Genomic DNA, 26375 nt, shown 5'->3' with positions numbered 1-26375 from the left:
GGGCCCCGGTCCTCCTCTCGAGGAGAGCCGGGGCCCGACTGCGTCGTGGAGCACCCCCCGTGGGTCGCCAGTTGTTGCGGCTCATGAGGTTGGTGACACCGGGGACGTGAGCGCGGGATAGCCTCTCGTCCCAAGGGCGCGTCCGCCTCTCACCACCGCACCCAAGGAGCGTGTCTCAATGCTCGACCGACTCGGAGCAGCAGTCGCCACGTGGCCGCGCATCGTCGTGGCGCTGTGGGGTCTGGTCGCAGTGGCCGGCGCCGTGATCGGCGGCGCGGTGTTCGATGAGGCGGTGGATCTGCAGGATTCGCCCGCAGGCACCGAGTCGGTAGCCGTCAGCGACGCGCTCGACGTGCTCGACCCCCAGGGGGAAGTGGTGACGGCCGTCATTGCGGGACGGGACTTCTTCGCCCCAGAGCTCGTCGACGGCGCGCCCGCAGTCATGGACCGCGTGCGGGCAGTGCCGGGTGTGGTGGAGGTGACCGACGCCTACACCGCTGGGGGGCTCATCGGAGACGACGCTCGCAGCTCCCTCGTCTCCGTCGAGCTCGACGCGGCGCTGAGCGAGGACGAGGCGCTCACCGCGGCACGGGACGTCGGCGCCATCCTCCGCGAACTCCCGGCTCCAGACGTGCTGGTCGGCGGAGAGCTGTTGAGCCAGGAGGCCTTCGTCCAGCGCGCGATTCAGGACACCGCGATCGGCGAAGGGGTGGCGATCGCGGTGCTGCTCGTGCTGCTCGTGATGGTGCTCGGCGGCTTCCGGATCGGATCGATCCCCATTCTCACCGCGCTGATTGCCATCTGCGGATCGCTGCTGCTGCTCCGTGGTCTCGTGAACGTGGTCGACGTGAACGAGTTCGCGGTCAATGTGGTCACGATCCTAGGACTCGGTCTCGCCGTGGACTACAGCCTGCTCGTCATCGCCAGGTTCCGCGAAGAGCGAGAGGCCAGTCCTGCATCGGACCCAGGGACGCACGTGACGCGCGCAGCGGCGCGCGCGGGCCGCGCTGTGCTCGTCTCGGGCCTTGCTGTCTGCATCGCTCTCGCGGGCATGCTCGTGCTCGGCGACCCACTCTTGAGCGGCATGGCCGTCGGGGGTGCGATCGCCGTGGTGGTGGCCACCGCGACCGGTCTGACGTTCGTCCCCGCCATGCTCATGCTCGTTCACCGCCACGTGCCCGCTGCCGGCGTGCGCACCTGGTCGCGGCCGTGGTCCCGTCCGGCTCGCACCGAGCGCGTCACCCTGCTGGCCCGGCTGGCACGCGCCTCTCAGGCCCGTCCCGGGCTCGTCGCCACCGCCACGGCAGGGCTGCTGCTCGTCGTCGCCGCTCCGATCGGCTCGTTGACCCTGGGCAGCTCCGACATCCATTCGCTGCCCCACGGCAGTGAGGAACGCCGGGCATATGAGGCCATCACGACAGGGTTCGCCGACCTCGGCGTCGAGCCTGCCACGGTCCTCATCGACGCTCCGGTGGATCAGGCCGGCGTGACGGAACTGCTCGACCGCATCTATGAGTTGGACGGGGTCGAGGACGCACGTGCCGTCCCGGATCTCCCGAACGACGTGACCGTGGCCGAGTTCACCCCGGAGGGCGCCTCGACCGGGGCCGGGGCGCAGCAGCTCGTCCGCGACATCCGGGCGCTCGACGCCGAGGTCGACTTCTCCGTCGGCGGGCCGGCGGCCGAGGTGGTGGATTCTCAGGATCACCTGACACAGCGCCTGCCCATGGCGCTCGGCCTGGTGCTGCTGTCCACGTTCGCGCTGCTGTTCGCACTCACCCGGTCGGTGGTGGTGCCCATCAAGGCGCTGATCCTCAACGCGTTGACCATCTTCGCGACGCTCGGGGTGCTCGTGGCGATCTTCCAGTGGGGATGGTTCGCCTCGCTGCTCGGGGTCGAACCGTGGGGCGCGCTGGACGTGACCACCCCGCTGTTCATCGGGCTGCTCGCCTTCGGGCTGTCCATGGACTACGAGGTCTTCCTGCTGTCGCGCATCCATGAGGAGTGGCGGGCGCGTGATCGCTCCCTCACACCACGCGAAGCGAACAGGATCGCGGTGCTCCGTGGCATCACCGCCACCGGCCCGGTGGTCACCATGGCGGCTGTGGCGATCAGCATCGTGTTCCTCGCCTTCGCGATGAGCTCGCTCACCGCCATGAAGGAGGTGGGCATCGGCATGATCGTCGCGATCGCCATCGACGTGACACTGATCCGCGGACTGCTCCTGCCTGCGACCATGACGCTGCTCGGCGAGTGGAACTGGTGGCGGCCGGGGCGGGGCCGGGCGCGCGATGATCACCGCGTGGACCGCGAACGGAGCCCCGCCGGCGTTTCCTAGTCAGGCCCGCGGGGAAGCCGTGACGCGAAGCACTGCTTGATCCTCCCCGTGACGCACGAAGGCCCCGGTCGCTTGACCGGGGCCTTCGTGGTGGGACGGCGCTACTTCGAGGTGCTGCCGCCCGACTTCTTGGTGCTCTTGGCGGGAGTCGCCTTCTTGTTGGCTGACTTCGCGGCGTTCTCCACCTTCTGAGCGGGGGTCTCGCCGGTGCTGGCGTCCTCCCACACGTCCTCCGCGTCATCGATGGTGCTCTCGGCCGCCGCGGTGGCACGGTCGCGCGCCTCATCCACGGACGCCCGCACGCGCTTGACCTCCGAGTTCGCCGAGTCGCGCACCTTGTGCACGCTCGCCTCGGCCTGCTCGGCGATCTTCTTGCTCTGCTCGACGGCGGTCTCGCGCAGGCGATCCGCGGTGGGGCTCGCCTGCTCCTTGACCTTGTCCACGGTGGGTCCGGCCTGGTCCTTGACCGCGCTGGCGGCGGACGCCGCGGCCTCGGCGGCCTTCTTGGCGGCCTCCACTGCGGCATCGGTCGCCTTGTTGACGTTGTCGCGGACCTGGCGCTTGAAGTCGCCGTCGCCCGAGAGCTCCCACTCCTCGTCCTCGCCTGCCCACTGGTCGCGGCCCGGGTCGCGACGCGCCCACACGACGACGGCGGCGGTGGCCGCGCCGACGAGGGCGATGGGGATCAGCACGCGTCCCCAGCTCCGCTTCTCGTCCTCGTGCGCGGCGTTCTCGACCGCGTTGAGCGCAGCGGGGATCGCGGCGCTCACCACGGCGGCGTGTGCCACATCCGCCCAATGAGCGGCCTTGTCGCCGGCCTTGCGCACGTACGGCTCAGCCTTGCGAGCGCCCTCGTGGTAGGCCTTCTGAGCGTGGGGCTTGGCCCAATCCTTGGCCTTGCCGACCTGGGGAGCGGCCCAGTCGACGGCCTTGTCATACTGCGGACCGGCCCACTTCTGAGCCTTCTTCGCCGCCTCCTTGGCGGACTTCGATGCCTGCTCGGCCGCGACCTTGGCCTGCGCGGCGGCCTCTTGAGCCTGCGCGCGGTACTGGTCCACGTCGAGATGTTCGATGGGATTCTTCTTGCGTGCCACTTGAGATGCCTCCAGTTAGCAGGGGTGTGCTGATCCCCCATATTGTCACTTCCATATGGGTAACGCGAGGGGCATGCGAGAATAGTCCTCATGATCGCAACTCTTGAGACCACTGAAGGCAACATCCGCATCGAACTGATGCCGAACGACGCCCCCACCACCGTCAAGAACTTCGTCGGCCTCGCCACGGGCGAGAAGGAGTGGACGGACCCCGAGACCGGCAAGCCCAGCACCGAGCCGTTCTACAACGGGCTGGTATTCCACCGCGTGATCGAGGGCTTCATGATCCAGGGCGGGTGCCCCGAGGGCACCGGCACCGGCGGCCCGGGTTACACGTTCGACGACGAGATCCACGCGAACAACCAGTTCTCCGAGCCCTACCTGCTCGCGATGGCCAACGCCGGCAAGCGCACCAACCCGATCACGGGCAAGCCCTCGGGCACCAACGGTTCGCAGTTCTTCATCACGCTCGGCCAGACTCCGCACCTCAACCAGGCTCACACCATCTTCGGCAAGGTCGTCGACGACGAGTCCCGCGCGGTGGTCGACAAGATCGGTGCGACCGCCACGGATGGCCGCGACCGCCCGCTCGAGGACGTCATGATCACGGCCGTCACCGTCTCCTAAGGCGCGCCCGCGTGTCCCAGCCGCCGGACGCATCGGCCGAGCCCACCTGTCCCCGCCACCCGGACCGCGTCTCCTACGTCCGCTGCCAGCGCTGCGAGCGCCCGGCGTGCCCGGAGTGTCAGCGGCCGGCGGCGGTGGGCGTGCTGTGCGTGGACTGCCTCGCCGAGGCGAGGTCTCACGTTCGGCCGGTGCGCTCGCGGCTGGGCTTCACGGCGGCGACGGGACCGCCCCTGGTCACGTACGTGCTCATGGGGCTCAACGTCGCGGTGTTCCTGCTCGCGCCGCTGCTGATCGGCGCGCGATGGGACTATGCCCTGGGGCTCATTCCGGGGTACACGGCGGAGCTCGACCTCTACTGCGCCGCGGCCGCCGATCCACAGTGCGTCGGCCTCGGCGACGACTGGTACCGGTGGATCACCGCCGGGTTCGTCCACTTCGGCTTCTTCCACATCGCGATGAACATGTTCGCGCTGTTCCAGCTCGGCACGGCGCTCGAGCCGGCGATGGGGCGACTGCGCTTCATCGGACTGTACGCTGCGTCGCTGATCGGCTCTTCGGTGGGGGTCATCCTGCTCGCCGATTCCGGAGTGCACGGCGGCGCCTCGGGAGCGATCTTCGGGCTGCTCGCGTCGTACGGGATCGTCCTCAGGCGCCTGCGGCTGCCGTACCAGTCGGTGCTGGTGATCGCCGCGATCTTCATCGGCGGACCGCTCATCGCGGAGTTCGTCCCCGCGCTCGCGTTCTTCTCAGGGCTGTCGTGGCAGGGTCACCTGGGCGGTGCCATCGTCGGCGCCGTCGTCATGCTGGCGATGTTCCGCGGCGTGGACAGCCGGGAGCGCGCCCAACGCGCCAAGAACCGGCCCACCGGCTGAGCCTGCGCCGCACCGCCCCTTCGCCGCTGCGAGGCGGTGCTATGGCGCGATGGCGCAAAAGCCGGCCCGCGCATCGGCCGCACCGACCCAGACGACGGCCGCACCCGGTGCCCTGGTGAATCACACCGGTGTAGTTGTCCCCAGCTTTGTCCACAGCGGGGGAAAACTACATGGGTGTCACTTTGGGGCCGCGGAGGGCTCGGGTGCTACTTCCAGCGGGTGAGCAGCAGCATCGCCGCCGCCATGAACACGAATCCGACGGCCAGGTTCCAGTCGCCGATCGGCAACGGAAGCTCGGCGCGCGAGATGTAGTACGTGACGATCCACACCGGGCCCAGGATGAGCAGGGTGATCGCGGTGGGCAGCAGCCAGCGAGGATTGTCGCTCTGCGGCTTGTCCACGTCATGGGGCTTCTTGTAGATGTTGCTTTCGCGCTTCTTCGAGAGGGCCACGGTGCTTCTCCGATGCTGTGGTGCGGCCCGCGGCGTGCGGGCATGAATGGCTACTAGCGTACCCAGAGCTGGAGCGGTCCACAGTCGGCGCGCGCGCTCGCGTACGCTTGACGCATCATGACGACCGACACCTACACCCGTCCAGTCGCTCATGCGCGACCCCGGCGGCGGCGCTTGAGCCCCCTCGGGATCCTTGGCGAGCTGCTCATCGGGGCAGGCGTGCTGCTGGCGCTGTTCGTGGTGTGGCAGCTGTTCTACACCGACGTGCAGGGCGAGCGGGCCCAGCGCGAGGAGGTCGAGGAGACCGAGTGGGTGAGCCCCGACGTGGTGGGCGGAGTGACCGCTGGTGAGGCGACCGGGCCGGAGACGATTCCCGACGACCTCAAGATGCGCGGCGTTGACCCGCCCGAGCTGGCGTACCCGGAGTTCACCGAGGCGCTCGCGGCTTTCATGGTGCCGCGCTGGGGCGAGGACTACGTCAAGATGATCCACGAGGGCGTCACGCGAGCCGATGTGCTCGACCCCCTGGGCATCGGCCACTACCCGGACACCGCGCTGCCGGGAGAGATGGGCAACTTCGCGATCTCCGCTCACCGCACCACCTACGGCAAGCCGTTCACCGACATCGACACGTTGGAGGAGGGCGACTCCCTGATCGTGCAGACCGAGGACACGTGGTTCGTCTACACCGTCGAGTCGTACGACATCGTGCTGCCGCGGGACGTGCAGGTGATCGCGCCCATGCCCGGTGAACCCGGCGTCGAGCCCGATGACCGCTACATCACCCTCACCACGTGCCACCCGCGCTTCTCCGCGGCGGAGCGGTGGATCGTGCACGGGCGGCTGGACTACTGGGCGCCCACCGGGCACGGTGTGCCCGAGGAACTTTTGGAGGCGAGGTAAGTGATCTCGACTGCGATCTGGAACGCCCTGCCTGGTCCCGCGCTGGTGCGCGCGCTGATCCTGCTGGTGCTGCTCGTCGCCCTGGTGTTCGTTTTGTTCGAGTACGTGTTTCCGTGGGTGTCCGAATACCTGGAGATCCAGGAGACGACGGTGGGAGAGACATGACGCGCATTCTGGTGATCGACAACTACGACTCGTTCGTCTACACGATCGTCGGGTACCTGCGCCAGATGGGCGCGGAGACCGTCGTGGTGCGCAACGACGCGGTGGCCGACGCCGGCGCGATCGAGGACTACGACGGCGTCCTGGTGTCGCCTGGTCCCGGCACTCCCGCCAATGCGGGGGCGTCCAACGACGTGATCCGCGACTGCGCGCGCACGGGAACGCCCATGCTGGGCATCTGCCTGGGTCATCAGGCGCTCGCCGAGGTCTACGGCGGCGTCGTGTCGCACGCGCCCGAGCTGATGCACGGCAAGACCTCCGACGTGGTGCACGAGGGCGGCTCGGTCCTCACCGGCCTCGCGTCGCCGTTCACCGCCACCCGCTACCACTCGCTGGCCGTGGAGACCGGGACCGTCGCGGACGAGCTCGAGGTCACGGCGCGCACCGACAGCGGCATCATCATGGGCCTCAAGCACCGCGACCTGCCTCTGCACGGCGTGCAGTTCCACCCCGAGTCGGTGCTGACGGTGGGCGGCCACCGCCTGCTCGCCAACTGGCTCGAGGTGTGCGGCATGCCCGATGCGGAGGGACGGTCCGCGGGGCTGTCCCCGCTCGTGCGCGAATAGGCTTCGGTCCCGCCCGTCGCCACGTACGTTCGCCGCTTCATCAGTGAGGAGGGTGCGTGTGCGCCTTCGCCACTCATGGATGGGCGCCGCGTACGTGAGGAAGGTCGCCGCGCCTGGCGTCAGAGCCAGCCGTTCCACACCACGATCAGCAGCATCGTCACGAGGAACCCGACGGGCTGGTTGAGCCACAGGAACGTGCGCCAGCCGCGGTTCGCCTCCTCGCACGTCGAATCGGTGACGTTCCAGAACCGCGCGACCGACACCGCGTAGGCGAGCGGCAGCACGGCGGCCAGCAGCCCGGGCCACGGCAACGCCAGCAGCAGCGCGGATGCGGCCACGTACAGCAGGAGGGACAGCCGGGCTGTCGTCCGGGCACCCATGACGGTGGCGACGGAGCCGATGCCGCCCTCGCGATCCGCCCTCACGTCCTGCACCGCGCCGAACGCGTGACTCGCCATGCCCCACGCGATGAACGAGGCCCAGATGGGCCACACGCCCGCGTCAGTGAGGGAGACGCCGGCGATCACGAGCGCGTACAGCAGCGGGCCCACGAAGTGCAGAGCCGAGGTCAGCGAGTCGAGGAACGGCCGTTCCTTGAAGCGCAGTCCCGGGGCGGAGTACGCGACCACCCCGAACAGCACGAGCGCGAGCGTGACGGCCGCCGCGACTCCTCCCTGCAGCGCGAGCCAGATCGCCGGAGGCAGGGTGGTGAGCGCGCTCGCCCACAGGATGCCGCGGTGGATCCGAGCGGCGGCGGCACGGTCGCGGATCACGTCACCCTCGACGCCGCCCTTGCGAGGGTTGGCGAGGTCCGACTCGTAGTCGAACACGTCGTTGATGCCATACATGAGCAGGTTGTACGGAATCAGGAAGAACAGCGTTCCCACGATCAGCACGGCGTCGATCTCGCGGACGGCCAGAAGGTACGCCGCGGCGAACGGGAAGGCGGTGTTGATCCAGCTGATGGGGCGGGAGGCCCTCACTATCGCCGTGATCATGGCTTGCCGTCGCCGTCGCCGTCGCCGTCGCCGTCGTTCGCGGAGCCGTCGCGAGACCGTCGACCGCCGAACACCAGCCACAGCACCGGCACGATCATGACGGAGGCGATCGCGTAGGCGAGGTCCTCGACCGGAGCGATCGGCATGCGCACGCCGCTGATGAGGGACTCGTCATAGGCGACGAGCCCCACCCCCACGATGATGTTGTCGAACACCACGGTGAGCACCAGCAACACCACCAGAGTGAGAAGCAGCGGCCGGCGCGGGAGCCGGCGGAGCAGGGGGAGCGTCGCGACCGTGAGCACCGCGAGCACCGCCACGGACAGCGCGACATAAGTCATCACGCCCGCTCACCCCCGGCTTCGCGACGCGTGCGGCGCGAGAACGCCCTCCACAGCAGCAGGGTCTGGTAGGTCAGCAGCGTGAGGAAGAGGACCTCCTCGACCGGCACCTCGGGCGCGATGACCAGCCCGGTCATGTAGGGGGCGTCTCCCCTGAAGAAGATCCCCAGCCCCACCCCGACGAGGTCCCACAGCAAGAACAGCACGACGGCCGATGCGAGGGTCAGGGCGGTGCGGCGGGCATCGGCGAACAGGGCGAGCCGGTACCTCCAGTCCAGCGTGCCTAAGCCCAGCAGGCTCACCGACAGCGCAGCGAGGTAGAGCCATGCGGTCACGGCGCCGCCCGCTCGGACGGGTCGGCGGCCGATGCGGCCGTGGGCTTGGCGCCGAGAGCGCGGGCGAGGTCTCCGAGCGGGCCGCGCTTGCGGGACCGCGAGAGGTAGCCGGCCGGCAGCGGAGTGTTGAGCGGCCGTGGGGAGGTCTCGCCCAGCAGGCGCTTGGCGACGAGCTCCGCCGAGATCAGGCAGATCGGCACGCCGATGCCCGGCGCGGTGGAGGCGCCCGCGTAAAGCAAGTGAGACACCTTGCTGGATACGTTCTTGGGCCTGAACATCGCGGACTGCATGAGCGTGTGCTCGAGACCAAGGGCACCGCCTCTGAAGGCGGAGAGGGACTCGGCGAAGTGCGCCGGCGTCAGGATCGCCTTGATGGTCGACCGTGACCGCAGGTCGGGCACGCCGGCCCACGCACCCACCTGGTCCAGATACCGCTGCGCGTGCTGCTCCATCGCGGCCCTGGACTCGTCGGTCGCGCCCAGAGACGGCTCGGCCGGGAACGGCACCAGCATCACCAGGTTCTCGTGTCCAGCAGGAGCCGTGGACGGGTCGGTCGCCGTGGTGCGCGCGACATAGACCGAGGCGGGGTGGGGAACGCTGCCGCCGGTCATGATCGCGCGGAAGTTCGCGTCCCAGTCCTTGGTGAAGAACAGCGAGTGGTGAGCGATCTCGGGGAGCTCGCCCTCGACCCCGGCCATCACCAGCAGCGCGCTCACGCCTGGGCGCACCTTGCGCCACGACTTCTCGGGCCGCGACTGGTGCTCGGGTGCCAGCAGCTCCGTCTCGGTGTGGTGCATGTCCGCGGCGGAGACCACCGCATCGGCCGTCAGCAACTCGCCCGAGGCGAGGCGCACACCGGTGGCCCGCCCATCGTCGACGACGATCTGGGAGACATCGGCGCCGGTGCGGATCTTCACGCCCTCGGCGACCGCTACCCGCTCGAGCGCCTCGATCACGGCGTAGAGGCCGCCCTTGGGGTAGCGCACACCGTCCCGCAGGTCGAGGTGGCTCATGAGGGAGAACAGCGACGGCACCCGGTCCGGCGAGGATCCCAGGAACACCGCGTGGAATCCCAGGAGCTGGCGCAGCCGCGGATCGGTGACCCGACGAGCGATGCGCTTGCCCAGCGACTGCGTGAGGAGGGGGGCGAGCGACGCGAGCTTGGGCACGAGCGCCCGGTCGGCGACGGACAGCGGTCGCTCGAACGTCGTGTACAGGAACCGGTCGAGGGCCAGGCGGTACAGATCCGTGGACTCGTCGGCGTACTCGTCGATCGCCGCTCCGTCGCCGGGGGACATCGCGTCGAACCTCTCGCGGTTGGTCTCCTTGGAGGCCGTGACCTCGAGGACGTCGGCGAGCGGGGCGTCGTCCCTCTCGAAGAACACCCGGTACCGCGGGTCGAGGTCGACGAGGTCGAGCTCGTCCTCGACGCGGCGCCCCAGCAGCGCGAAGAAGTGCTCGAACGCCTCGGGCATCAGGTACCAGGAGGGGCCGGTGTCGAAGGTGTATCCGTCCACCTCGAGCCTGCCGGCGCGGCCGCCCACCTGCTCGTGGCGCTCGACGAGGGTGACGTCGGCGCCCCCACGCGCCAGCAGGGCGGCGGTCGCGAGACCGCCCACGCCGCCACCGATCACGATGACAGGACCGCTCACTTCACACCGCCGTTCATTCAGTGCCGCCCCCGGCCTTGCGGCGAGGTGCGGTCCACGGGCACGAGTTGCGCACCGCCAGGTAGAGCTTGGTGCCGTTCGAGACCCTGACGCGCGACCCGGTGAGCGCATCCGCAGGGGTCGTCTCGATCTCGTCCAGCAGTCGTGCGTAGATGTCGATGGTCGTGCTGACCGCGGCGGCGGCGCGTCGAGGCAGGCCCGGAAGGCACGCCTGGGCCGCGCCGATGTCGGCACGGCAGTCAGCGACCAAGGCGGCCACGTCGGCGTCGGTGAGCGTGTGCGACGTCACCCCTGGGAAGTAGGACCGTCCGAGCCGGTCCTCGTCCGAGCCGAGATCGCGCAGAAAGTTGACCTTCTGGTACGCAGAGCCGAGCCTCCGGGCGCCGGCCCGCAGGTCCGGGTCGAGGGGGCGTGGGCCCGACGACGAGTTGATGAAGATCGCCAGGCACATCTCGCCCACGACCTCGGCAGAGCCGAACACGTACGCCGCGAAGGACTCGTCGTCGTGGACGGTGCGCTCGAGGTCCATGCGCATGGACGCGAAGAAGGGGTCCGTCTGCTCCCGGGTGATCCCGACGGCGCGCGCGGTGGCGCCGAAGGCGTGCGCGACCACGTTGGTGGAGAACCCGCCGTCCATCGCGCGCCAGACCTCGGCCTCGAACGCGTCGAGCAGCTCCCCGGCGTCCTCACCCTGATACGTGTCGACGATCTCGTCCGCGATGCGCACCATCGCGTACACCGACTCGATGTGGCGCCGATGCGCCGGGGACAGCATCCGCGCGCCGACCCCGAAGGAGGTCGAGTAGTGCACGATGATCTGGGCCGCCGCGGACTGGGCTGCCTTGTCGTACAGCTCCATCGACGTCTGGTTGTCGTGGTGAAGGCGGCGCCTGGCCGAGGTCACGACGACCGTCCGTCAAGCGCCTCGACGAGGTCGACGAGGTAGCCGCTGAGCGGGGCTGGAACGCGCTCGCGCGCCACCCTTGCGGCATCGCGCGCGTGCCGGCGAGACACCGCGGTCGCGCGCTTGCGCGCGCCGGTCTCGACGAGGATCTCGCGCAGCCGGTCGGCGTCGTCCTCGGTGAGGTCGGGGTCGCCGAGGTGGCGCTCCAGCACGGTGAGCTGTTCAGGCGTGGCGGCGACGAAGGCGAGCCGCACCAGTTCGGTGCGCTTGCCGGAACGCAGGTCGGACAGATTCGACTTGCCCGTCTCGGAGGGGTCGCCGAACACCCCAAGGTCGTCGTCGGCGAGCTGGAAGCTCAGTCCCAGCCCCGTGCCGATGCGTTCGAGGTGCGACACCATCGTGGGGTCCGCGCCGGCGAGCTGGGCGCCCGCGAGCAGCGGCACGACGAACGAATAGGTCGCGGTCTTGAGCTCAGCGACGCGCAGGGCGTCCGCCTCCGCGACCGGCGTGAGGTCGCCGTACATGTCCAGGAGTTCGCCGGCGATGGTCGCTCGGACGGCACGGGTGATGAGGTCCAGGCACGCGATGCGGTGGTGAGCCGGCAGCTGAGTGCGGGAGATCAGGTCGTAGGCGCTCGAGATCGCGAGGTCCCCGCCCAGCAGCGCCGCAGACAGCACGTGGTTGTCCACCTGCTCCGCGGGAAGACCGCGGTCCGCGAGGTCCGCCCGCCGACAGCCCGCCAGGTTGGGCCGTCCCCGGCGCACCTCGTCGTGGTCCAGGATGTCGTCGTGCACCAGCATCGCGGTGTGCAGCATCTCCATCGCCGCGGCGACGGGCACCACCGCGTCGGCATCGTCGCCGCCGAGGCCTGCGTAGGAGGCGAGCGTCAGGGACGGTCGCAGGTTCTTGCCCCCGGAGAACTGCTCGCCGATGGTCTCCCACAGGCGTGCGTAGTCGGGGCCGGCCACCGGCAACTCCGTCGCGGCGGTCCCGACGTGAGAATCGAGGGCCTCGTGGACATGGGGAAGGCGCGCATCCACGAACGAACGCAGGCCATCTATGGTCAGCACCGGTGACATGATGCCCCAGTCAACGTTTGGCAAAGCCCGGAACATTCCCGGCCGTCGCGGCGCTCGCGACCAGGGGACATGCGCGCGGCCCGCGAGGCGCAGGCGGGCGCCCGATGCGCGGACTCGGCCCGCGCATCGGCCGTCGCCATCATGGCGCGTCCTGGGAGCTGGTCACTGTCATGAGCCCAAGCCCAAACCCAAGCCCATGGTTGCCGTCGGCTCCGGCTCGGGCTCCGGCTCGTCGTCCGGCTCGGGTCCCCGCGAGAGCACCAGGCGCACCTCGGTGCCCGGCGCGACCTGCGTGCCCCCGTTGGGGTTCTGGGAGATCACGGAGCCTTGGGGAATGTCGTCGGAGAACTGCTCGGAGTCGTACGCGAAGTTCAGGTCCTGCGTGCCGAGCTCGCGCTCGGCGTCCGCCTGGGACCGCCCGGTCACGTCGGGCACCGCAACCGTCGACGGCGCGACCGCGACCTCGATGTTGACGGTCGAACGCTGCGGAACGCGCCCCTCGCCGGGGCTCTGGGAGAGGACGGTTCCGGACTCGACGGACTCGTCCTCCACGTCCGTGGTGTCGGGGATCAGCCCCAGTTCATTCAGTACGGCCCGCGCCTCGTCCTCGCTCATGCCCTCCAGGTCGGGGAGCTCGACCATGCCGCTCGAGACGTACAGGATGACGGATTCGCCCGCGGAGACTTCCTCGCCCTCGGCGGGATCGGTCTTGGTCGCACGGCCCTCCTCGATGTCCGGGTCGTCGTCCTGCTCGACCTGTGACACCTCGAGCCCCGCGTCCTCCAGATCACGGATGGCCTCTTCCTGTTGCAGTGCGCGCACGCTGGGAACCGTCACGACATCGGGTCCTGCGGAGACCACGACGGCGACGGTCGTACCCTCCTCGACCATCACGTCGGCGGCGGGGTCGGTGCTGATGACCAGGCCCTCGTCGACATCGGTGGAGGCCTCGGGGGTCACTTCGCCCACGAGCCCCACCTCGTCGAGCTCGGCGAGCGCCTGCTCCTCCGTCATCTCGACGACGTCGGGCACGGCGACCTCCACGATCTCGGGCTCCGAGTCGCGGTTGAACAGCCAGATCATGAGGATGATCGCGATGAGCGCGGCAAGACCCAGGGAGGTCCACAGGATGATCTTGCGGCGACGGGAGTCGTCAGCGTCGTCGAGTTCCTGCTCATCGCTCACGGCGACCGTGGCGGGCTGCGGTGGTGGCACCGAGCCGCCGCCGTAGCCGCCCGCGCCGCCGGCGCCGACGGCGGCCCACGGCGATGCGGCATCGGCCGGCATGACCTGGGTGGCGTCGGTGGGCGGCCCGGACTGCTGGGCAGGCATGGCCTGGGTCGGCTGGTCCTCGATCTCGTCGGGGCTCATCCCCGCGGCGGCGCCCGCGCCGAACGCAGCGGCGCCGACGGCGATCGCGCCGGTGGAGGGACTGACCTGGCCGCCGCCCATCACGGCGCGCAGGTCGCCCAGGAACTCCTGAGCGGTCGCGTAGCGGTGGTCGCGGTTCTTCGCGAGGGCGCGCAGGACGACCTGGTCCAGGGCGGAGGGCACGTCCGAGGCGAAGTCGGATGGCTTGGGGGCCTCTTCGCGCACGTGCTGGTAGGCGACCGACACGGGTGAATCGCCGATGAACGGTGGGCGCCCGGTGAGCAGTTCGAACAGCAGGCATCCCGCAGAGTAGAGGTCGGAGCGGGCGTCCACGGTCTCGCCCCTGGCCTGCTCGGGCGACAGGTACTGGGCGGTGCCCACCACGGCCTGGGTCTGGGTCATCGTGTTGCCGGCGTCCGCGAGCGCGCGGGCGATGCCGAAGTCCATCACCTTGACCGCGCCGGTGGGGGTGAGCATCACGTTCGCGGGCTTGATGTCGCGGTGGACGAGCCCTGCGTGGTGCGCGTAGTCGAGAGCGGTGAGCACGCCGGAGGCGATCTCGACGGCCTCGTCGATCGGCGCCGCGACATCGCCCTTCAGGATGTCGCGGACCGTGTGACCCTCGACGTACTCCATCACGATGAAGGGCACGGCCTGCGGGTTGCCGGTCGCACCGGGGATGTGGTCCTCGCCGGTGTCGTAGACGGCGACGATCGAGGGGTGGTTGAGCCCGGCCGCGGACTGTGCCTCGCGGCGGAACCGGGTCTGGAAGGACGGGTCGCGCGCCAGGTCGGCGCGCAGGATCTTGATGGCGACCGTGCGGCCCAGGCGGGTGTCGTAGCCGATGTGAACCTCGGCCATGCCGCCACGGCCGATGAGGTCCCCGACCTCGTATCGTCCCGCAAGCATGTTCGCGTCGTCGTTCATCTGTCCGTCAGTCTCCTACGTTCCGCACCGCTTTCGGGTGACATTGTCGCACTCATCGGTTGGAATCCCGCTTGGGCTGCACGTCCGGGCGCGGCCTGTGCTCGGTGGGCGCGATGCTGGGCGGCATCGTGCGTGAGGTGCGCCCGCGTGTGCGCTCCCCTCCCGTGCTCGGTGATCGGGGGGAAGTCGCGCCCCCTTGGTCGACGTTCTGGCTCGTGGCCCCGCCGGCCTCGAGGATAGCGGCGCCGCCCGCGGCGTGGTGCTCGTTCAGGTGCGCTGACCGCAGCCTCTCGACGAGCGCCTGTGGCGTGCGCAGGCGCTTGCGCGGATTCTTCTCGAGCACATCGTTGATGATCTGGGCGAGATCCTCGGACACGCTGGCCGGCAAGTGGGGCACCATCTCGTTCACGTGGGCGATCGCGATGTCCACGGCGGAGGAGGCGGTGAAGGGCCGCTTGCCCACCACCGCCTCGAACGCGATGATTCCCAGCGCGTAGACGTCCGATGCGGGGGTCGCCGGCTTGCCCAGCGCCAGTTCGGGCGCCAGATACTGGGCAGTGCCCATCACCATTCCGGTCTGCGTGAGGGTGGTCTGGCCGGTGGCGCGCGACACCCCGAAGTCGGTGATCTTGACGGAGTCGCCCTCGGCGACCAGCAGGTTTCCCGGCTTGATGTCGCGGTGCATGACGCCCGCATCGTGCGCGACCTGGAGACCCAGGCACGTCTCGATGAGGATGTGAGCGAGCCGCGGCTCCTCGAGCGTGACCTCGCGCTCCAGGATCGCGGACAACGGCTCTCCCTCGACGAGCTCCATGACCAAGTAGGCGGTGCCGTCCTGGTCGCCGTAGTCCAGGACCTGGGCGATGTTCGGGTGAGTGAGGCCCGCGGCGTTGCGGGCCTCGTTCTCGAAGCGCTTGAGGAACGTCTCGTTCGCGGAGGCGGAGTCCTTGAGGACCTTGACCGCGACCGGCCGGTCCAGTTCCGTGTCCTCGGCGCGCCACACCTCGCCCATGCCGCCCACGGCGAGCAGCGACCGCAGCACGTAGCGGCCTCCGAGGGTCGTGCCGGAATGGATGGTCATAGCTCCCCCTCGGCGTCGAGTGCGATGGCCCGTTCCATCACCGAGCGTGCGATCGGTGCGGCGACCGATCCCCCGGTGGCGCCCGAGCCGGTCGCGCCGCCCTCCTCCACGATGACGGCGATGGCGATGGCGGGGTCCTGTGCCGGCGCGAAGCCCACGAACCACGCGTGGGGCGGGGTGTCTCGGCCGGTCTCCGACGTGCCGGTCTTGCCCGCCACCTCGACCCCGTCGATGCGCGCCGCCCGGCCGGTCCCGTCGGCGACGGTGCCAACCATCATCTGAGTGAGATCGGAGGCGTCCTGGGACGTCATCGACTGGCGATACTCCTCCGGTTCGGTGTCGGACACCACGGTGAGGTCGGATGCACGCACGGCGTCGACCAGGTACGGCCGCATGAGCACCCCGTCGTTCGCGATGGCGGAGGCGACCATGGCCATCTGCAGGGGCGTCGAGCGCATGTCGTACTGGCCGATCGCGCTCATCGCTGTCTGAGCCTCGTCGGGGGACTCGGGCAGCCGCGAGGCGGTGACGGGCAGCGGAATCTGGAGTGGCTCGTCCCAGCCGAAGTCGCGCGCCTTGCGCTCGAGCACTCCCCACCCGAGCGACATGCCGAGGTCCGCGAACGCCGTGTTGCAGCTGATCCGCAGCGCGTCCGACAGCGGCAGCCGCTCGTCGCTTGCGCATTCGACGTCTCCGTAGTTGCCGATCGTGGAGCTCGACTGCGGGAGCTCGAGCTCCCTGGGTGCGTACAGTTCCGTGTCCGGGGTGTAGCCGCCCTCGAGAGCCGCGGCGGCGACCACGAGCTTGAACGTCGACCCGGGTGGGTACGTGTCGCCGGCGATCGCGCGGTTGATCAGCGGGCCGTCCTCGCGGGCCAGCAGCTCGGCGTAGTTCTCGTTCACCGTGCGGGTGTCGTGGCTGGCGAGCAGGGAGGGGTCGTACGTGGGGCTGGTCACCATGGCGAGCACCTCGCCCGTCTGGGGATCCATCGCGACGACCGCGCCGCGCTGGTCGCCGAGCGACTCCGCCGCGACCCGCTGAAGGCCCGACGAGAGCGTGGTCTCGACGGAGGCTCCCTGCTGCTGCTCACCCGCGAAAAGGTTGCCCACTCGCGTCCAGAACAGCGCATCGGCCGAGCCGTTCAGCAGCGCGTTCTCCGTCTGCTCGAGGCCGCTGCGGCCATACACGATCGAATAGAAGCCGGTCGCAGCGGAGTACAGCGATCCCTGTGCGTAGCTGCGCTGATAGTTGAACGGGTCGTCGATGGGCTCCGACCACACCACGGCCTCGCCGTCCACGACGATGGGTCCGCGGAAGTTGCCGTACTCGCGATAGAGGGTGCGGACGTTGCGCGGATCCTGGTTCAGGTCTTCGGCGCCCAGGACCTGGATGTAGGATGCGGCGCCCATGAGCGCAAGGAACAGGATCAGAACCACGACGGACAGCCTGCGGGCGGGCTCGTTCACTTGAGGCTCACCTCCGCGGCGGAGCGGCGGGCCTGGTCAGAGATGCGCAGCAGCAGGCCCACGATGATCCAGTTGGCCAGCATTGAAGAACCACCGTACGCGAGCCACGGAGTCGTGAGCCCCGTCAGCGGGATCACCCGGGTCACGCCGCCGACGACGATGAACACCTGCAGCGCGAGCGCGAAGCCCAGGCCTCCGGCGACCAGCTTGCCGAAGCCGTCGCGCACGCCGATCGAGGTGCGGAAGGCGCGCTGCACGAGGATCAGGTAGAGCGCGAGGATCGCCATCAGCCCGGTCAGCCCCATCTCCTCACCGAGTGAAGCGATGATGAAGTCCGACTCGGCGTAGGGCACCAGGTCGGGACGCCCCTCGCCCAGCCCGGTGCCGAACAGGCCCCCCGAGGCCATGCCGAACAGCCCGCGCACGAGCTGCTCGGAGGTGCCCGAGGAGTACAGCTGCGGGTCGAGCGCATTGAGCCATGCGTCATAGCGGGCGCGGACGTGAGGGAAGACGGCCCCGGCGAGCACGGCTCCGACGCCGAACATCGCCACCCCCGTCACCACCCAGCTGATCCGCTGGGTCGCGACGTAGAGCAGCCCCAGGAAGATGCCGAAGAACAGCAGGGACGCCCCGAGGTCGCGCTGGTACACCATGAGCATGAGCGCGGCCACCCACACCAGGAGCAGCGGACCCATGTCTCGCGGCCGTGGGAACCGGAGCCCCAGGAATCGCGGGCCCGCCAAGGCAAGCGTGTCGCGGTTGGTGACGAGATAGCCCGCGAAGAACACCACCATCGCGATCTTGGCGAATTCGCCGGGCTGCAGCGAGCGGCCGAAGACGTCGATCCAGATGCGTGCACCGTTGATCGTGACGCCAAGACCCGGAACCAGAGGCAGCAGGTACAGCGCCAGCCCCACGACCCCGGCGGTGTAGGTGAAGCGACGCAGCAGTCGATGGTCGCGAATCACGAACACCACGACCATGGCGAGCAGGATTCCGGCAGCCGTCCAGCCGATCTGCGCGTCCCCGAAGTCCGTCTCCCGTCCCCGGTACTGGGCGTACGCGAAGTCGACGCGGCGGATCATCGCGAGGCCGACGCCGTTGATTGCGATCACCGCAGGCAGGAGCACCGGGTCCGCGGACGGGGCGTAGCGCCTGAGGATCAGGTGGCTTCCCAGCATGAGCAGGGCTGCCCCACCCGCATAGATGCCGAGCGGCCCGAGCTCCAGATAGTCGGCGTGATAGTCGACGAGCGCGCGCGCCAGCACGACGATCGCCCACGACAGGCCGAGCAGCACGAGCTCGGCACGCCGTCCCGTGCGGACCTGGAGCTCGGAGACGGTGGCCACTAGGTCCCGTCTTCCATGGCCGCGGCGGTGGTGTCGGGCGACGCGGTGGGCTCCGGCGTCGGCGAGGCCTCAGGCGTCGGCGACGGAGGGGCCTGCGGCACTGGGGTGGGCAGGTTGGCTTCGAGCGCCAGCACGATCGCCCGCGCGCCGTCGAGCGTGTCCGCCCGGATCGTGTCGTCGATGCGCGTCTGCTGATACGGGGCGAGGTCCTCGAGAGCGATGTCCGTGCGCTCGACGAGAGTGTGGAGTGGGACCACGGGCAGGTGCTCAGGGATCCCCCGGTAGATCGCGACGTCGTCGCCTGCGGCCCCCACGTAGTACTGGGTCTGCGTCCACGCGTACGCGCCCCAGGCGGCGCCGATCACCACCAGCAGGGCGGCGATGGGAAGCAGCCACGGACGCGCGCGGCTCCACAGCTGAGAGGCTCGGGAGGGCTCCTCGTCGTCGTCGACCTCGTCCGGGGTCGACAACCGCGCGGCCTTTCCCGCGGCCGAGCGGCCCGCGGCCGACGGGCGATGGCGGTCCCGGGCCGCGGAGCCGACGATCTGCGACGCAGTGGGCGGACCCACCCCGTCGGGCGAGGCGTCGATGTCGACCACGTCCGCGACGACGCAGGTGATGTTGTCCGGCGCCCCGGCGGAGAGCGCGAGCGACACGAGCTCATCCGCGCAGTCGGCGGGGTCGGTCACCTCGAGAAGGGTCTTGCGCAGGGTGTCGCGGCTCACGACCCCCGACAGTCCGTCCGAGCACAGCATCCAGCGATCCCCGGCCCGGGTCTCGCGCACAGAAATGTCGACGGGGACGTCGGCGTCGACGTCCCCGAGGACACGCAGCAGCATCGACCGCTTGGGATGGTGCTCCGCGTCCGCCGCGCTCAAGCGGCCCGTGTCCACGAGGTGCTGAACGAAGCTGTGGTCGGTCGTGACCTGGTCGAGGGACTCGTCCCGTAGAAGGTACGCCCGCGAGTCGCCGATGTGAGCCATGCACAGCGTGGAGCCGGCGCGCAGCAGCGCGGTGACGGTGGTCCCGAGGCCGGACAGCTCGGGATCGTTGTGGGCGCGATCGACGATCTCCGCGTGAGCGTCCGCGATCGCGGACTTCAGCTCATCGAGAGCGTCGTCCGGGCCGTGAGACTCGCCATCGAGCGCGGCGAGCCGTCCTACGGCGATCGACGAGGCGATGTCCCCGCCTGCCGCGCCGCCCATTCCATCGGCCACCACCAGCAGGTGCGGGCCCGCGTAGGCAGAGTCCTGGTTGTTGGACCGGATCAGGCCTACGTCGGAGCGCGCGGCGAAGTGGAGACCGAGGAACACGTCAGGACCTCAGCTCGAGAGTGGTGCCGCCGAGCCGCAGCTTGTCTCCGCGCTTGAAGGGCATGGGGTCGTCGACTCGCTGGTTGTCGAGGAACGTGCCGTTGGTGGAGCCGAGGTCCTCCACCATCCACCCCTCCGACTCGGGGAACACGCGGCAGTGCCGTGCGGAGCAGTAGTCGTCGTCGATCACCAGGGTGCACGTGGGAGACCGGCCGATCAGGATCGGCGCCGATCCGAGCGGAATCGTGGTGCCCTTGAGCGCCCCAGCCGTGACCGCCAAGTGGGCGACCGCATCGTCCCTCGTGGAGATCGAGCCGGTGCGCACGCCCGTGTTCGAGCGCGACGGTGCGGCGACCTTGGCCGCGCGATTCTCGCCGCCGCGCCTCACCGCGCGGCCGCGGCCGCGGGAAGTGACGCGGGTGCCGTACAGGTCGGCTCGCAGCACGCCGATCGCCGTCAGCACCAGCGCCCACAGCAGGATGAGAAAGCCGAACCGCAGCAGAGTGATCGAGAGTTCGCTCATGCCGCTACACGTCCTCGTCCACCGGGAGGCCATCCCAGTACATGATCGTGGTGCGGCCCACGGTGATGGCGTTGCCGTCGAGAAGCGTCACCTCATTGATGCGCTGGCCCTCGACGAGGGTGCCGTTCGTGGATCCCAGGTCTGTGAGGATCGTGCCCTGGTCCGTCACCTCGAACCGGCAGTGCTGGCGGGACACGCCGGTGTCATCGACCACGATGTCAGACTCTGAGCCGCGCCCCACCACGGTCATCTCTCCCGTGAGGTGATACCTGTCGCCGTCGATGTCGAGCAGCGGGTCACGCGAGTGGTGATCGTGAGCGGAGGCGGGCGCGACCGGGCCGCGCGTGGTGCGGCTGGTGACCGCGAGGCGACCGGTCGACAGGGACTCGTCCTCCGTGAACTCCACGCTGACTGCGCCCACGAAGCTGTAGCGCTGGCGCTCCGCGTGGTCACGGAGGGAATCCTCGAGCTCGTGGGAGAGCGCATCGGCGCCCCAGGCCTCGATGGTCTCGTGATCCGCCGGGCTCAGCGCGATCGAGTACTCGTTGGGCGCCACCGTGCGATTGCGGTCCACTGCGGCGGCGCGCGCGTCGCACTGGCGGCGCACCGCGCTCGCGAGCTCCACCGGCTTCACGCCGGACTTGAAGGTCTTGGCGAACGCGCCGTGGACGACGTTCTCGACGCCCTTCTCGAAGCGATCCAGGACTCCCATGCCTTGAATCGTATAGGTCGCTAGCCCCATGCTAAAGTTGCTCGTCGCGCGCGAGTGGCGGAACGGCAGACGCGCTGGCTTCAGGTGCCAGTGTCCGAAAGGGCGTGGGGGTTCAAATCCCCCCTCGCGCACTACAACGAAGGCCCCTTCACCGGTTGATCCGGTGCGGGGGCCTTCGTCGTTCCTGCCCGGGCGTGTCAGGTGTCCGCATGGACAGGCGTGTCGCCGGCAATGCTCCGACGTTCTCGCGCCAGCACAGTCCGGCCCCGATGGCCGTTCCGGTCTGTCCCAAAGTTGGTTGAGTGGGTCACTTCTACCCTCAGCGGTCCTTCCCGGCGTCGGCGCGTGGCGTGGCCCCGGAGGCGGGCGGTGTGGTGCGCCATCACAGCGGAGGGGCGGGCTACGCTGGCGGGGCGAAGCTCGATGAGGAGCCGCCGGCAGCTGCCCGGTCGTCGAGCCACAGGTTCTTGACTACGGAGGAGGCAGTCGTGACGCAACCGGTGCGGGTGGGTATCGCAGGTCTGGGCTTTGGGGCTGAGTTCATTCCCATCTATCGCGACCATCCCGATGCGGTGATGTCCGCGATTTGCCAACGCAACGAGGAGTCCCTGGGGCGCATCGGTGACGCGTTCGGCATCGAGCAGCGGTTCACGAGCTTCGAGGACCTGATTGCCGACCCGGAGATCGACGCGGTTCACATCAACACGCCGATCCCGAACCACGCCGAACAGTCGATTGCCGCGCTGCGGGCAGGCAAGCACGTCGCCTGCACGGTGCCGATGGCCACGACGCTCGAGGAGTGCCGTGCGATCGTCGACGCATCCCGGGAGTCGGGCAAGAACTACATGATGATGGAGACCACCGTCTTCTCCCGTGAGTTCCTCTACGTGCAGGACCTGGTGCGATCCGGGAAGATCGGGCGGCTGCAGTTCCTTCGGGGGGCCCACCAGCAGGAGATGGCGGGGTGGCCGGGCTACTGGGAGGGGCTGCCTCCGATGCACTACGCGACGCACGCGATCAGCCCGCTGCTGGCGCTGGCCGGTGGCGCGCTCGCAGAGTACGTCGTGTGCCTCGGGTCCGGTCGCATCTCGCCGGAACTCACTGCGAAGTACGGCTCGCCCTTCGCGGTCGAGAGCGCACTGGTCAAGGTGCGCGACTCTGAACTCAGCGGGGAGATCACCCGGTCGCTCTTCGAGACCGCCAGGGAGTACGTGGAGAGCTTCTCGGTCTATGGCGACCGCGCGTCCTTCGAGTGGGAGCAGGTTCACGGCAGCGGTCCGGTGCTCTTCACCGGCGAGCACGCCGAGCACGTCGAGGTGCCCGACTACGCGCACCTGCTGCCTGAGCCGATCCAGCGCTACACGACCAAGGGCGTGTACGACGAGGAGCACGCTCACCTGTCGTTCCAGCAGGGCAGCGGTCACGGCGGTTCGCACCCCCACCTCGCCCACGAGTTCATCCGCAGCATCGTCGAGGAGCGCCCGTCGGTGGTCGACGCGGTGACGGCAGCGAACTGGACATCTGTCGGCATCTGCGCGCATGAGTCGGCGATGGCCGGTGGCGTGCGCGTCGATCTGCCGGTCCTGGACCAGGGCGGTGCGGCGTGACGAACCACTGGCCGATCGCCGCCAGCACGTTCATCTGGCACTCGCCGCTGACCACGCAGATCCTCGAGGCACGCCTTCCTCAGCTCGCTGACTGGGGCTTCGACGCCGTCGAGTTACCCCTGGACCAGGTGGGCGACTGGGACGTGGAGCGGATCGGCGTGCTCATGGCCGAGTTGGGCCTGCGCTCGGCGGTGTGCACGGTCTTCTCTCCTGGCCGCGAGCTGGCCGCGGCGCCCGCCGAGACCCAGGCGAACACCCTGGACTACGTGCGCTCGGCGATCGACGTCGCCGCCGCGCAAGGCAGCGGGCTGGTGATCGGCCCCACGTACTGCTCGGTCGGACGGGCGTGGCCTCTCGACGTCGACGACCGCCGCCGGGTCAACGGTGAGTTGCGCGACAACTACCTCCGGCTCATCGACCACGCAGGACCGCTCGGCGTGAAGTTGGCGATCGAGCCGCTCAACCGGTACGAGTCGAGCGTGTTCAACACGACCGAGCAGGTGCTTGACGTGATTGGCGACCTTGACCCCAACGTGATCGGGCTCGGTCTCGACACGTACCACATGAATATCGAGGAGCGGACGTTTGCAGGCGCCCTGCGCCTGGCCGGCGACCGACTCCTGCACCTGCAGGTGTGCGGGTCCGATCGCGGCGCGCCCGGCGGTGACCACACGCCGTGGGACGAGGTTTTCACGACGCTCAGGGAGATCGGCTACGCCGGCATGCTCGGGATCGAGTCGTTCACCGCGGAGAATGAGTCGATGGCCAAGGCCGCGTCGATTTGGCGTCCCCTCGCCGCGTCTCAGGACGAGCTCGCCATCGAGGGGCTTGCGTTCCTTCAGCAGTCGACTGGGGCGGACTGAGCCCGGCCCGACCCGCCGAAACGAGGCTGAGCGAGGAGCGACCAAGCCCACCGACCGCCCGGGCTGTGCGCCTTCACCGGGTGATCCGGTGAGGGGGCCTTGGTCGTTCCCGCGCGCCTCAAAGAGTGACTTCGCGCACCGAGTCGCGGTCGCGCAGCGGCATGGGGATCAAGTGGATGCCGCTGCCCGGGGCCGGCCCAGGGGACTTGCCGCGATCGTGCTCGATGACGTCCACCACGAGGTCCGCCGCCCGCTTGCCCATGGATCGGTGGGGCAGCGCGAACGTGGTGAGGCCGGGGTGCAGCCAGGCGGCGATGGACGCGTCGTCGAACGACACCACGGAGACGTCGCCCGGGATCGACAGGCCATGCTCCTGCACCGCCTGATACGCACCCATCGCCAGCCGGTCGTTGAAGCACAGCAGGGCGCCGGGGACGCCGTGCTCGAGCAGCGCACGTGCGGCGCGGTAGCCCTCGGGTGGCAGCCACTGGTTGATGGAGCGGCCCGATGCGGGGGTCAGTCCGTGCTCTCCCAGGACTTCCAGGATTCCGGCGAGGCGCTGCCTCGCCGCGCTGGAGATGGTGCGGACATCATCCGGCCCCGGTCCGGCGCCGATCAGGTGGATGTCGCGATGGCCCGCCTCGACCAGCGTCATGGCGGCGTCGCGCCCTGCCTGGTGCTCGGCCGGGAGCACCACGGGCAACGCCGGATCACCGTCGGTGGCGATGTTGAGCAGCACTGCCGGCGTGCGCGTGAGGTCGGTGGGCAGATCCCGGCCGTGCGTCAGCATGGAGGCCAGGATCACTCCGTCGACCTGACGGTCGAACATCGCGTCGAGCAGCTGGCGCTCGAGATTGGTGTTGCCGCCGGTCTCGCCGACGAACACCATGAAGCCGCGGTCGCGTGCCGCCTCGATGGCGCCCTTGATCATCTCGCCCGCGAGCCGCGACGAGGCGACGGAGTCGGAGATGAACCCGAGTGTGCTGGTGTGGCCCTTGCGGAGCCCGACTGATACGGCGTTGGGGCGGTAGCCGAGCCTTGCCGCGGCCTCACGGACGCGCTGCTGGGAGCTGGCGGAGATGCGCACCGCGGTGCCGCGGCCGGAGAGCACCAGCGACGCAGTCGAGACTGCGACCCCGGCCTCGGCGGCGACGTGGGCGAGAGTCACCCTGGTGCTGGCCACGCCACCCTCCTCCTTTTCGCTCCCGTAGCGACGCCCTGACGGGCCATAACGATTCAGCCACCTTATGGCATCCGAGTTGACAGTATGCCCGGCCGTAGGCGAACCTAACGCTTGCTAGTTCGGTTTAGCACGAGCGCCCAAGACTTGGGCATGATGAGAGGAATGGGAGACAACGATGTCCCAGACACCAGTCACACCCCGCACCACCAGGCGGCGCACCGTACGCTTCGCCGCACTCGGCGCGGCAGGGCTTCTCGCCCTCGCCGCATGCTCCCCGCCCGGAGGCGAGGAGGACGACACGGCGTCCGAGGAGACGCCCGCCACCACGAGCTCCGTGACGGCTTCGCCCACGGGCGAGATCAGCTGCGGAACCGAGCCCGTCACGGTCGAGGCCTACGTCGAGACCGGCTTCCCGGTCTTCGCGGAGCTCGCCGCCGAGTTCGAGAACCAGCACGACAACGTCACGTTCAACATCCGCGAGGACCAGTTCGCGGTCATCACCCAGAACGCCCCCCGCATCCTGGCCGACTCCGAGACGGACATCATGCGCCTGCCGCAGATGTCGGAGCTCGCGACCGATGGTCTGCTCATGGACCTCGACTCCTACGCCGCCGAGTTCGGCTGGGACCAGTGGCCGTCCTCGCAGCTCGAGCAGATGCGCGTCGACGACGAGGGACGCCGCGGAAGCGGCCCGCTCTACGCGATGGGCCTCAACTACTCGATGACCGGCGTGTTCTACAACATCGAGCTCGCGGAGCAGATCGGCATGACCGAGCCGCCCGCGACGCTCGACGAGTTCGACGCCTACCTGCAGGCTGCTGCCGATGAGGGCCTGACGCCGCTCCACCAGTTCAACGGCGGCGCCACCGGTGGCCTCGCGTTCCCGCTGCAGGCGCTCATGGCGTCCTATGGAGACCCGAGCGAGATCAACTCGTGGGTCTACCAGCAGGAGGGTGCGAACATCGACACCGAGTCCAACCTCGAGGCCGCACAGCACCTCAACGGCTGGATCGAGTCGGGCTACTTCGCCGACGACATCAACGCGATCGACTACGCGCAGATGATGAGCCGCTTCATCGAGGGCGACAGCGTCTTCATCTTCACGGGCGACTGGGAGTCGGGCAACCTCGACACCAACATGCCCGGGAACGCTGGCTTCTTCCTGATGCCCCCGCTGGAGGAGGGCGGCCAGCTGGGCGCCATGTCCGCGCCGCTGACCTACGGAGTCTCGGCGAACGCCGCGAACCCCGACTGCGCCGCGACGTTCCTCGACTGGGTCGCCACGGACGAGACCGCTCGCACCATCGCGGTTGAGATCGGCGGCTCGCACCCCATGGGACCGGCCGATGCGTTCATGCCCGAGCTCGACGAGGACTCCGTCATCGCTCAGACCCTTGCGGCTGGCGCGACGGTGGCCGAGAACAACGGCGCGATGGACTTCATCGCCAACGCAACCGGCTCGATCTACGCTCAGAGCTGGACCCCCCAGCTTCAGAACATGGTGGCCGGTCAGCAGACGCCTGAGGGTCTCCTCGAGACCGTCCAGGCCGACTACCTCGACCAGATTGGCGAGTGACTG

General features: G+C 69.3%; 25 protein-coding genes and 1 tRNA gene. 10 read left to right on the top strand and 16 right to left on the bottom strand.

All coding sequences use genetic code 11. The annotated features are described in order from the left end of the window. Positions 1-178: 178 nt before the first annotated feature. Complete coding sequence (locus tag ACNI14_RS07810) at positions 179-2338, top strand: MMPL family transporter (protein WP_420519418.1); 2160 nt, start codon at positions 179-181, stop codon at positions 2336-2338. Positions 2339-2439: 101 nt separating this feature from the next. On the opposite strand, the gene ACNI14_RS07805 is transcribed toward ACNI14_RS07810, so the two are convergent. Next, positions 2440-3432, bottom strand: a complete 993-nt coding sequence (locus tag ACNI14_RS07805) for a hypothetical protein (RefSeq protein WP_420519417.1) — start codon at positions 3430-3432, stop codon at positions 2440-2442. A gap of 90 nt (positions 3433-3522) precedes the next feature. On the opposite strand from ACNI14_RS07805, the gene ACNI14_RS07800 reads away from it, so the two are divergent. Further along, complete coding sequence (locus ACNI14_RS07800) at positions 3523-4059, top strand: peptidylprolyl isomerase (RefSeq protein ID WP_420519416.1); 537 nt, start codon at positions 3523-3525, stop codon at positions 4057-4059. An 11-nt stretch (positions 4060-4070) separates the two neighbouring features. Continuing rightward, on the top strand, positions 4071-4931 hold the full coding sequence (locus ACNI14_RS07795) for a rhomboid family intramembrane serine protease (RefSeq protein ID WP_420519415.1): 861 nt from the start codon (positions 4071-4073) through the stop codon (positions 4929-4931). Positions 4932-5137: 206 nt separating this feature from the next. Here ACNI14_RS07795 and ACNI14_RS07790 read toward each other — a convergent pair whose 3' ends face one another. After that, positions 5138-5383 carry a cell division protein CrgA gene (locus tag ACNI14_RS07790; protein WP_420519414.1) on the bottom strand — a complete coding sequence of 82 codons (246 nt, stop codon included), beginning with the start codon at positions 5381-5383 and terminating at the stop codon, positions 5138-5140. A 117-nt stretch (positions 5384-5500) separates the two neighbouring features. Here ACNI14_RS07790 and ACNI14_RS07785 point away from each other — a divergent pair, with 117 nt between their 5' ends. From ACNI14_RS07785 to ACNI14_RS07775, 3 genes are read left to right on the top strand one after another with little or no spacing between them, the layout of a single operon-like run. Further along, positions 5501-6286, top strand: coding sequence for a class E sortase (locus tag ACNI14_RS07785; protein WP_420519413.1), 786 nt, complete (start codon positions 5501-5503; stop codon positions 6284-6286). Further along, entirely contained in the window at positions 6287-6451 is a 165-nt protein-coding gene (locus ACNI14_RS07780; protein WP_420519412.1) for a hypothetical protein, read from the top strand. Beyond that, the gene (locus ACNI14_RS07775; RefSeq protein ID WP_420519411.1) at positions 6448-7074 is read left to right on the top strand and encodes an aminodeoxychorismate/anthranilate synthase component II; all 627 of its coding nucleotides are present in this window, start codon (positions 6448-6450) and stop codon (positions 7072-7074) included. Before ACNI14_RS07780 ends, ACNI14_RS07775 begins: the two co-directional genes overlap by 4 nt. Before the next feature lie 119 nt (positions 7075-7193). Here the strand turns inward: ACNI14_RS07775 and ACNI14_RS07770 are convergent, their stop codons facing one another. From ACNI14_RS07770 to ACNI14_RS07710, 13 genes are all read right to left on the bottom strand, one after another. Beyond that, positions 7194-8072 carry a prenyltransferase gene (locus ACNI14_RS07770; protein WP_420519410.1) on the bottom strand — a complete coding sequence of 293 codons (879 nt, stop codon included), beginning with the start codon at positions 8070-8072 and terminating at the stop codon, positions 7194-7196. Further along, positions 8069-8413: a lycopene cyclase domain-containing protein gene (locus tag ACNI14_RS07765; protein ID WP_420519434.1), complete on the bottom strand. Its 345-nt coding sequence runs from the start codon at positions 8411-8413 to the stop codon at positions 8069-8071. The genes ACNI14_RS07770 and ACNI14_RS07765 overlap by 4 nt, the downstream gene beginning before the upstream one ends. Next, entirely contained in the window at positions 8413-8748 is a 336-nt protein-coding gene (locus ACNI14_RS07760; protein WP_420519409.1) for a lycopene cyclase domain-containing protein, read from the bottom strand. The genes ACNI14_RS07765 and ACNI14_RS07760 overlap by 1 nt, the downstream gene beginning before the upstream one ends. Next, a complete protein-coding gene (gene crtI, locus ACNI14_RS07755; protein WP_420519408.1) occupies positions 8745-10400 on the bottom strand; it encodes a phytoene desaturase family protein in 1656 nt (551 codons plus the stop codon). The genes ACNI14_RS07760 and crtI overlap by 4 nt, the downstream gene beginning before the upstream one ends. Before the next feature lie 13 nt (positions 10401-10413). Continuing rightward, a complete protein-coding gene (locus tag ACNI14_RS07750) occupies positions 10414-11322 on the bottom strand; it encodes a phytoene/squalene synthase family protein (protein WP_420519407.1) in 909 nt (302 codons plus the stop codon). Continuing rightward, positions 11319-12392, bottom strand: coding sequence for a polyprenyl synthetase family protein (locus ACNI14_RS07745; RefSeq protein WP_420519406.1), 1074 nt, complete (start codon positions 12390-12392; stop codon positions 11319-11321). Before ACNI14_RS07745 ends, ACNI14_RS07750 begins: the two co-directional genes overlap by 4 nt. A gap of 177 nt (positions 12393-12569) precedes the next feature. Next, entirely contained in the window at positions 12570-14699 is a 2130-nt protein-coding gene (pknB, locus tag ACNI14_RS07740) for a Stk1 family PASTA domain-containing Ser/Thr kinase (protein ID WP_420519405.1), read from the bottom strand. Positions 14700-14751: 52 nt separating this feature from the next. Beyond that, the gene (locus tag ACNI14_RS07735) at positions 14752-15780 is read right to left on the bottom strand and encodes a serine/threonine-protein kinase (protein WP_420519404.1); all 1029 of its coding nucleotides are present in this window, start codon (positions 15778-15780) and stop codon (positions 14752-14754) included. Continuing rightward, on the bottom strand, positions 15777-17246 hold the full coding sequence (locus tag ACNI14_RS07730) for a peptidoglycan D,D-transpeptidase FtsI family protein (RefSeq protein WP_420519403.1): 1470 nt from the start codon (positions 17244-17246) through the stop codon (positions 15777-15779). Before ACNI14_RS07730 ends, ACNI14_RS07735 begins: the two co-directional genes overlap by 4 nt. After that, positions 17243-18595, bottom strand: a complete 1353-nt coding sequence (locus tag ACNI14_RS07725; RefSeq protein WP_420519402.1) for an FtsW/RodA/SpoVE family cell cycle protein — start codon at positions 18593-18595, stop codon at positions 17243-17245. The genes ACNI14_RS07730 and ACNI14_RS07725 overlap by 4 nt, the downstream gene beginning before the upstream one ends. Further along, positions 18595-19908: a protein phosphatase 2C domain-containing protein gene (locus ACNI14_RS07720; RefSeq protein WP_420519401.1), complete on the bottom strand. Its 1314-nt coding sequence runs from the start codon at positions 19906-19908 to the stop codon at positions 18595-18597. The genes ACNI14_RS07725 and ACNI14_RS07720 overlap by 1 nt, the downstream gene beginning before the upstream one ends. A gap of 1 nt (position 19909) precedes the next feature. Continuing rightward, a complete protein-coding gene (locus ACNI14_RS07715; RefSeq protein WP_420519400.1) occupies positions 19910-20431 on the bottom strand; it encodes an FHA domain-containing protein FhaB/FipA in 522 nt (173 codons plus the stop codon). A gap of 4 nt (positions 20432-20435) precedes the next feature. Then, complete coding sequence (locus tag ACNI14_RS07710) at positions 20436-21143, bottom strand: FHA domain-containing protein (RefSeq protein ID WP_420519399.1); 708 nt, start codon at positions 21141-21143, stop codon at positions 20436-20438. Positions 21144-21191: 48 nt separating this feature from the next. Here ACNI14_RS07710 and ACNI14_RS07705 point away from each other — a divergent pair. The 3 genes from ACNI14_RS07705 (at position 21192) to ACNI14_RS07695 (ending at position 23613) form a co-directional block, all read left to right on the top strand. Beyond that, positions 21192-21274: transfer RNA gene (locus ACNI14_RS07705), tRNA-Leu, on the top strand. Between the two features lie 357 nt (positions 21275-21631). Continuing rightward, positions 21632-22750 (top strand): Gfo/Idh/MocA family protein, encoded by a 1119-nt coding sequence (locus ACNI14_RS07700; RefSeq protein ID WP_420519398.1) that lies wholly within the window; start codon positions 21632-21634, stop codon positions 22748-22750. After that, the gene (locus tag ACNI14_RS07695) at positions 22747-23613 is read left to right on the top strand and encodes a sugar phosphate isomerase/epimerase family protein (protein WP_420519397.1); all 867 of its coding nucleotides are present in this window, start codon (positions 22747-22749) and stop codon (positions 23611-23613) included. The genes ACNI14_RS07700 and ACNI14_RS07695 overlap by 4 nt, the downstream gene beginning before the upstream one ends. Positions 23614-23731: 118 nt before the next feature. On the opposite strand, the gene ACNI14_RS07690 is transcribed toward ACNI14_RS07695, so the two are convergent. Next, the gene (locus ACNI14_RS07690) at positions 23732-24796 is read right to left on the bottom strand and encodes a LacI family DNA-binding transcriptional regulator (RefSeq protein WP_420519396.1); all 1065 of its coding nucleotides are present in this window, start codon (positions 24794-24796) and stop codon (positions 23732-23734) included. A gap of 175 nt (positions 24797-24971) precedes the next feature. Between ACNI14_RS07690 and ACNI14_RS07685 the strand changes: the two genes are divergently transcribed. After that, positions 24972-26372: an ABC transporter substrate-binding protein gene (locus ACNI14_RS07685; protein ID WP_420519395.1), complete on the top strand. Its 1401-nt coding sequence runs from the start codon at positions 24972-24974 to the stop codon at positions 26370-26372. Positions 26373-26375 lie beyond the last annotated feature (3 nt).

Origin of the sequence: Demequina pilifera, assembly GCF_048814985.1 — a bacterium.
In the GTDB taxonomy this organism is placed as follows: Bacteria; Actinomycetota; Actinomycetes; order Actinomycetales; family Demequinaceae; genus Demequina.
This window is presented reverse-complemented; position numbering and strand designations above follow the sequence as displayed.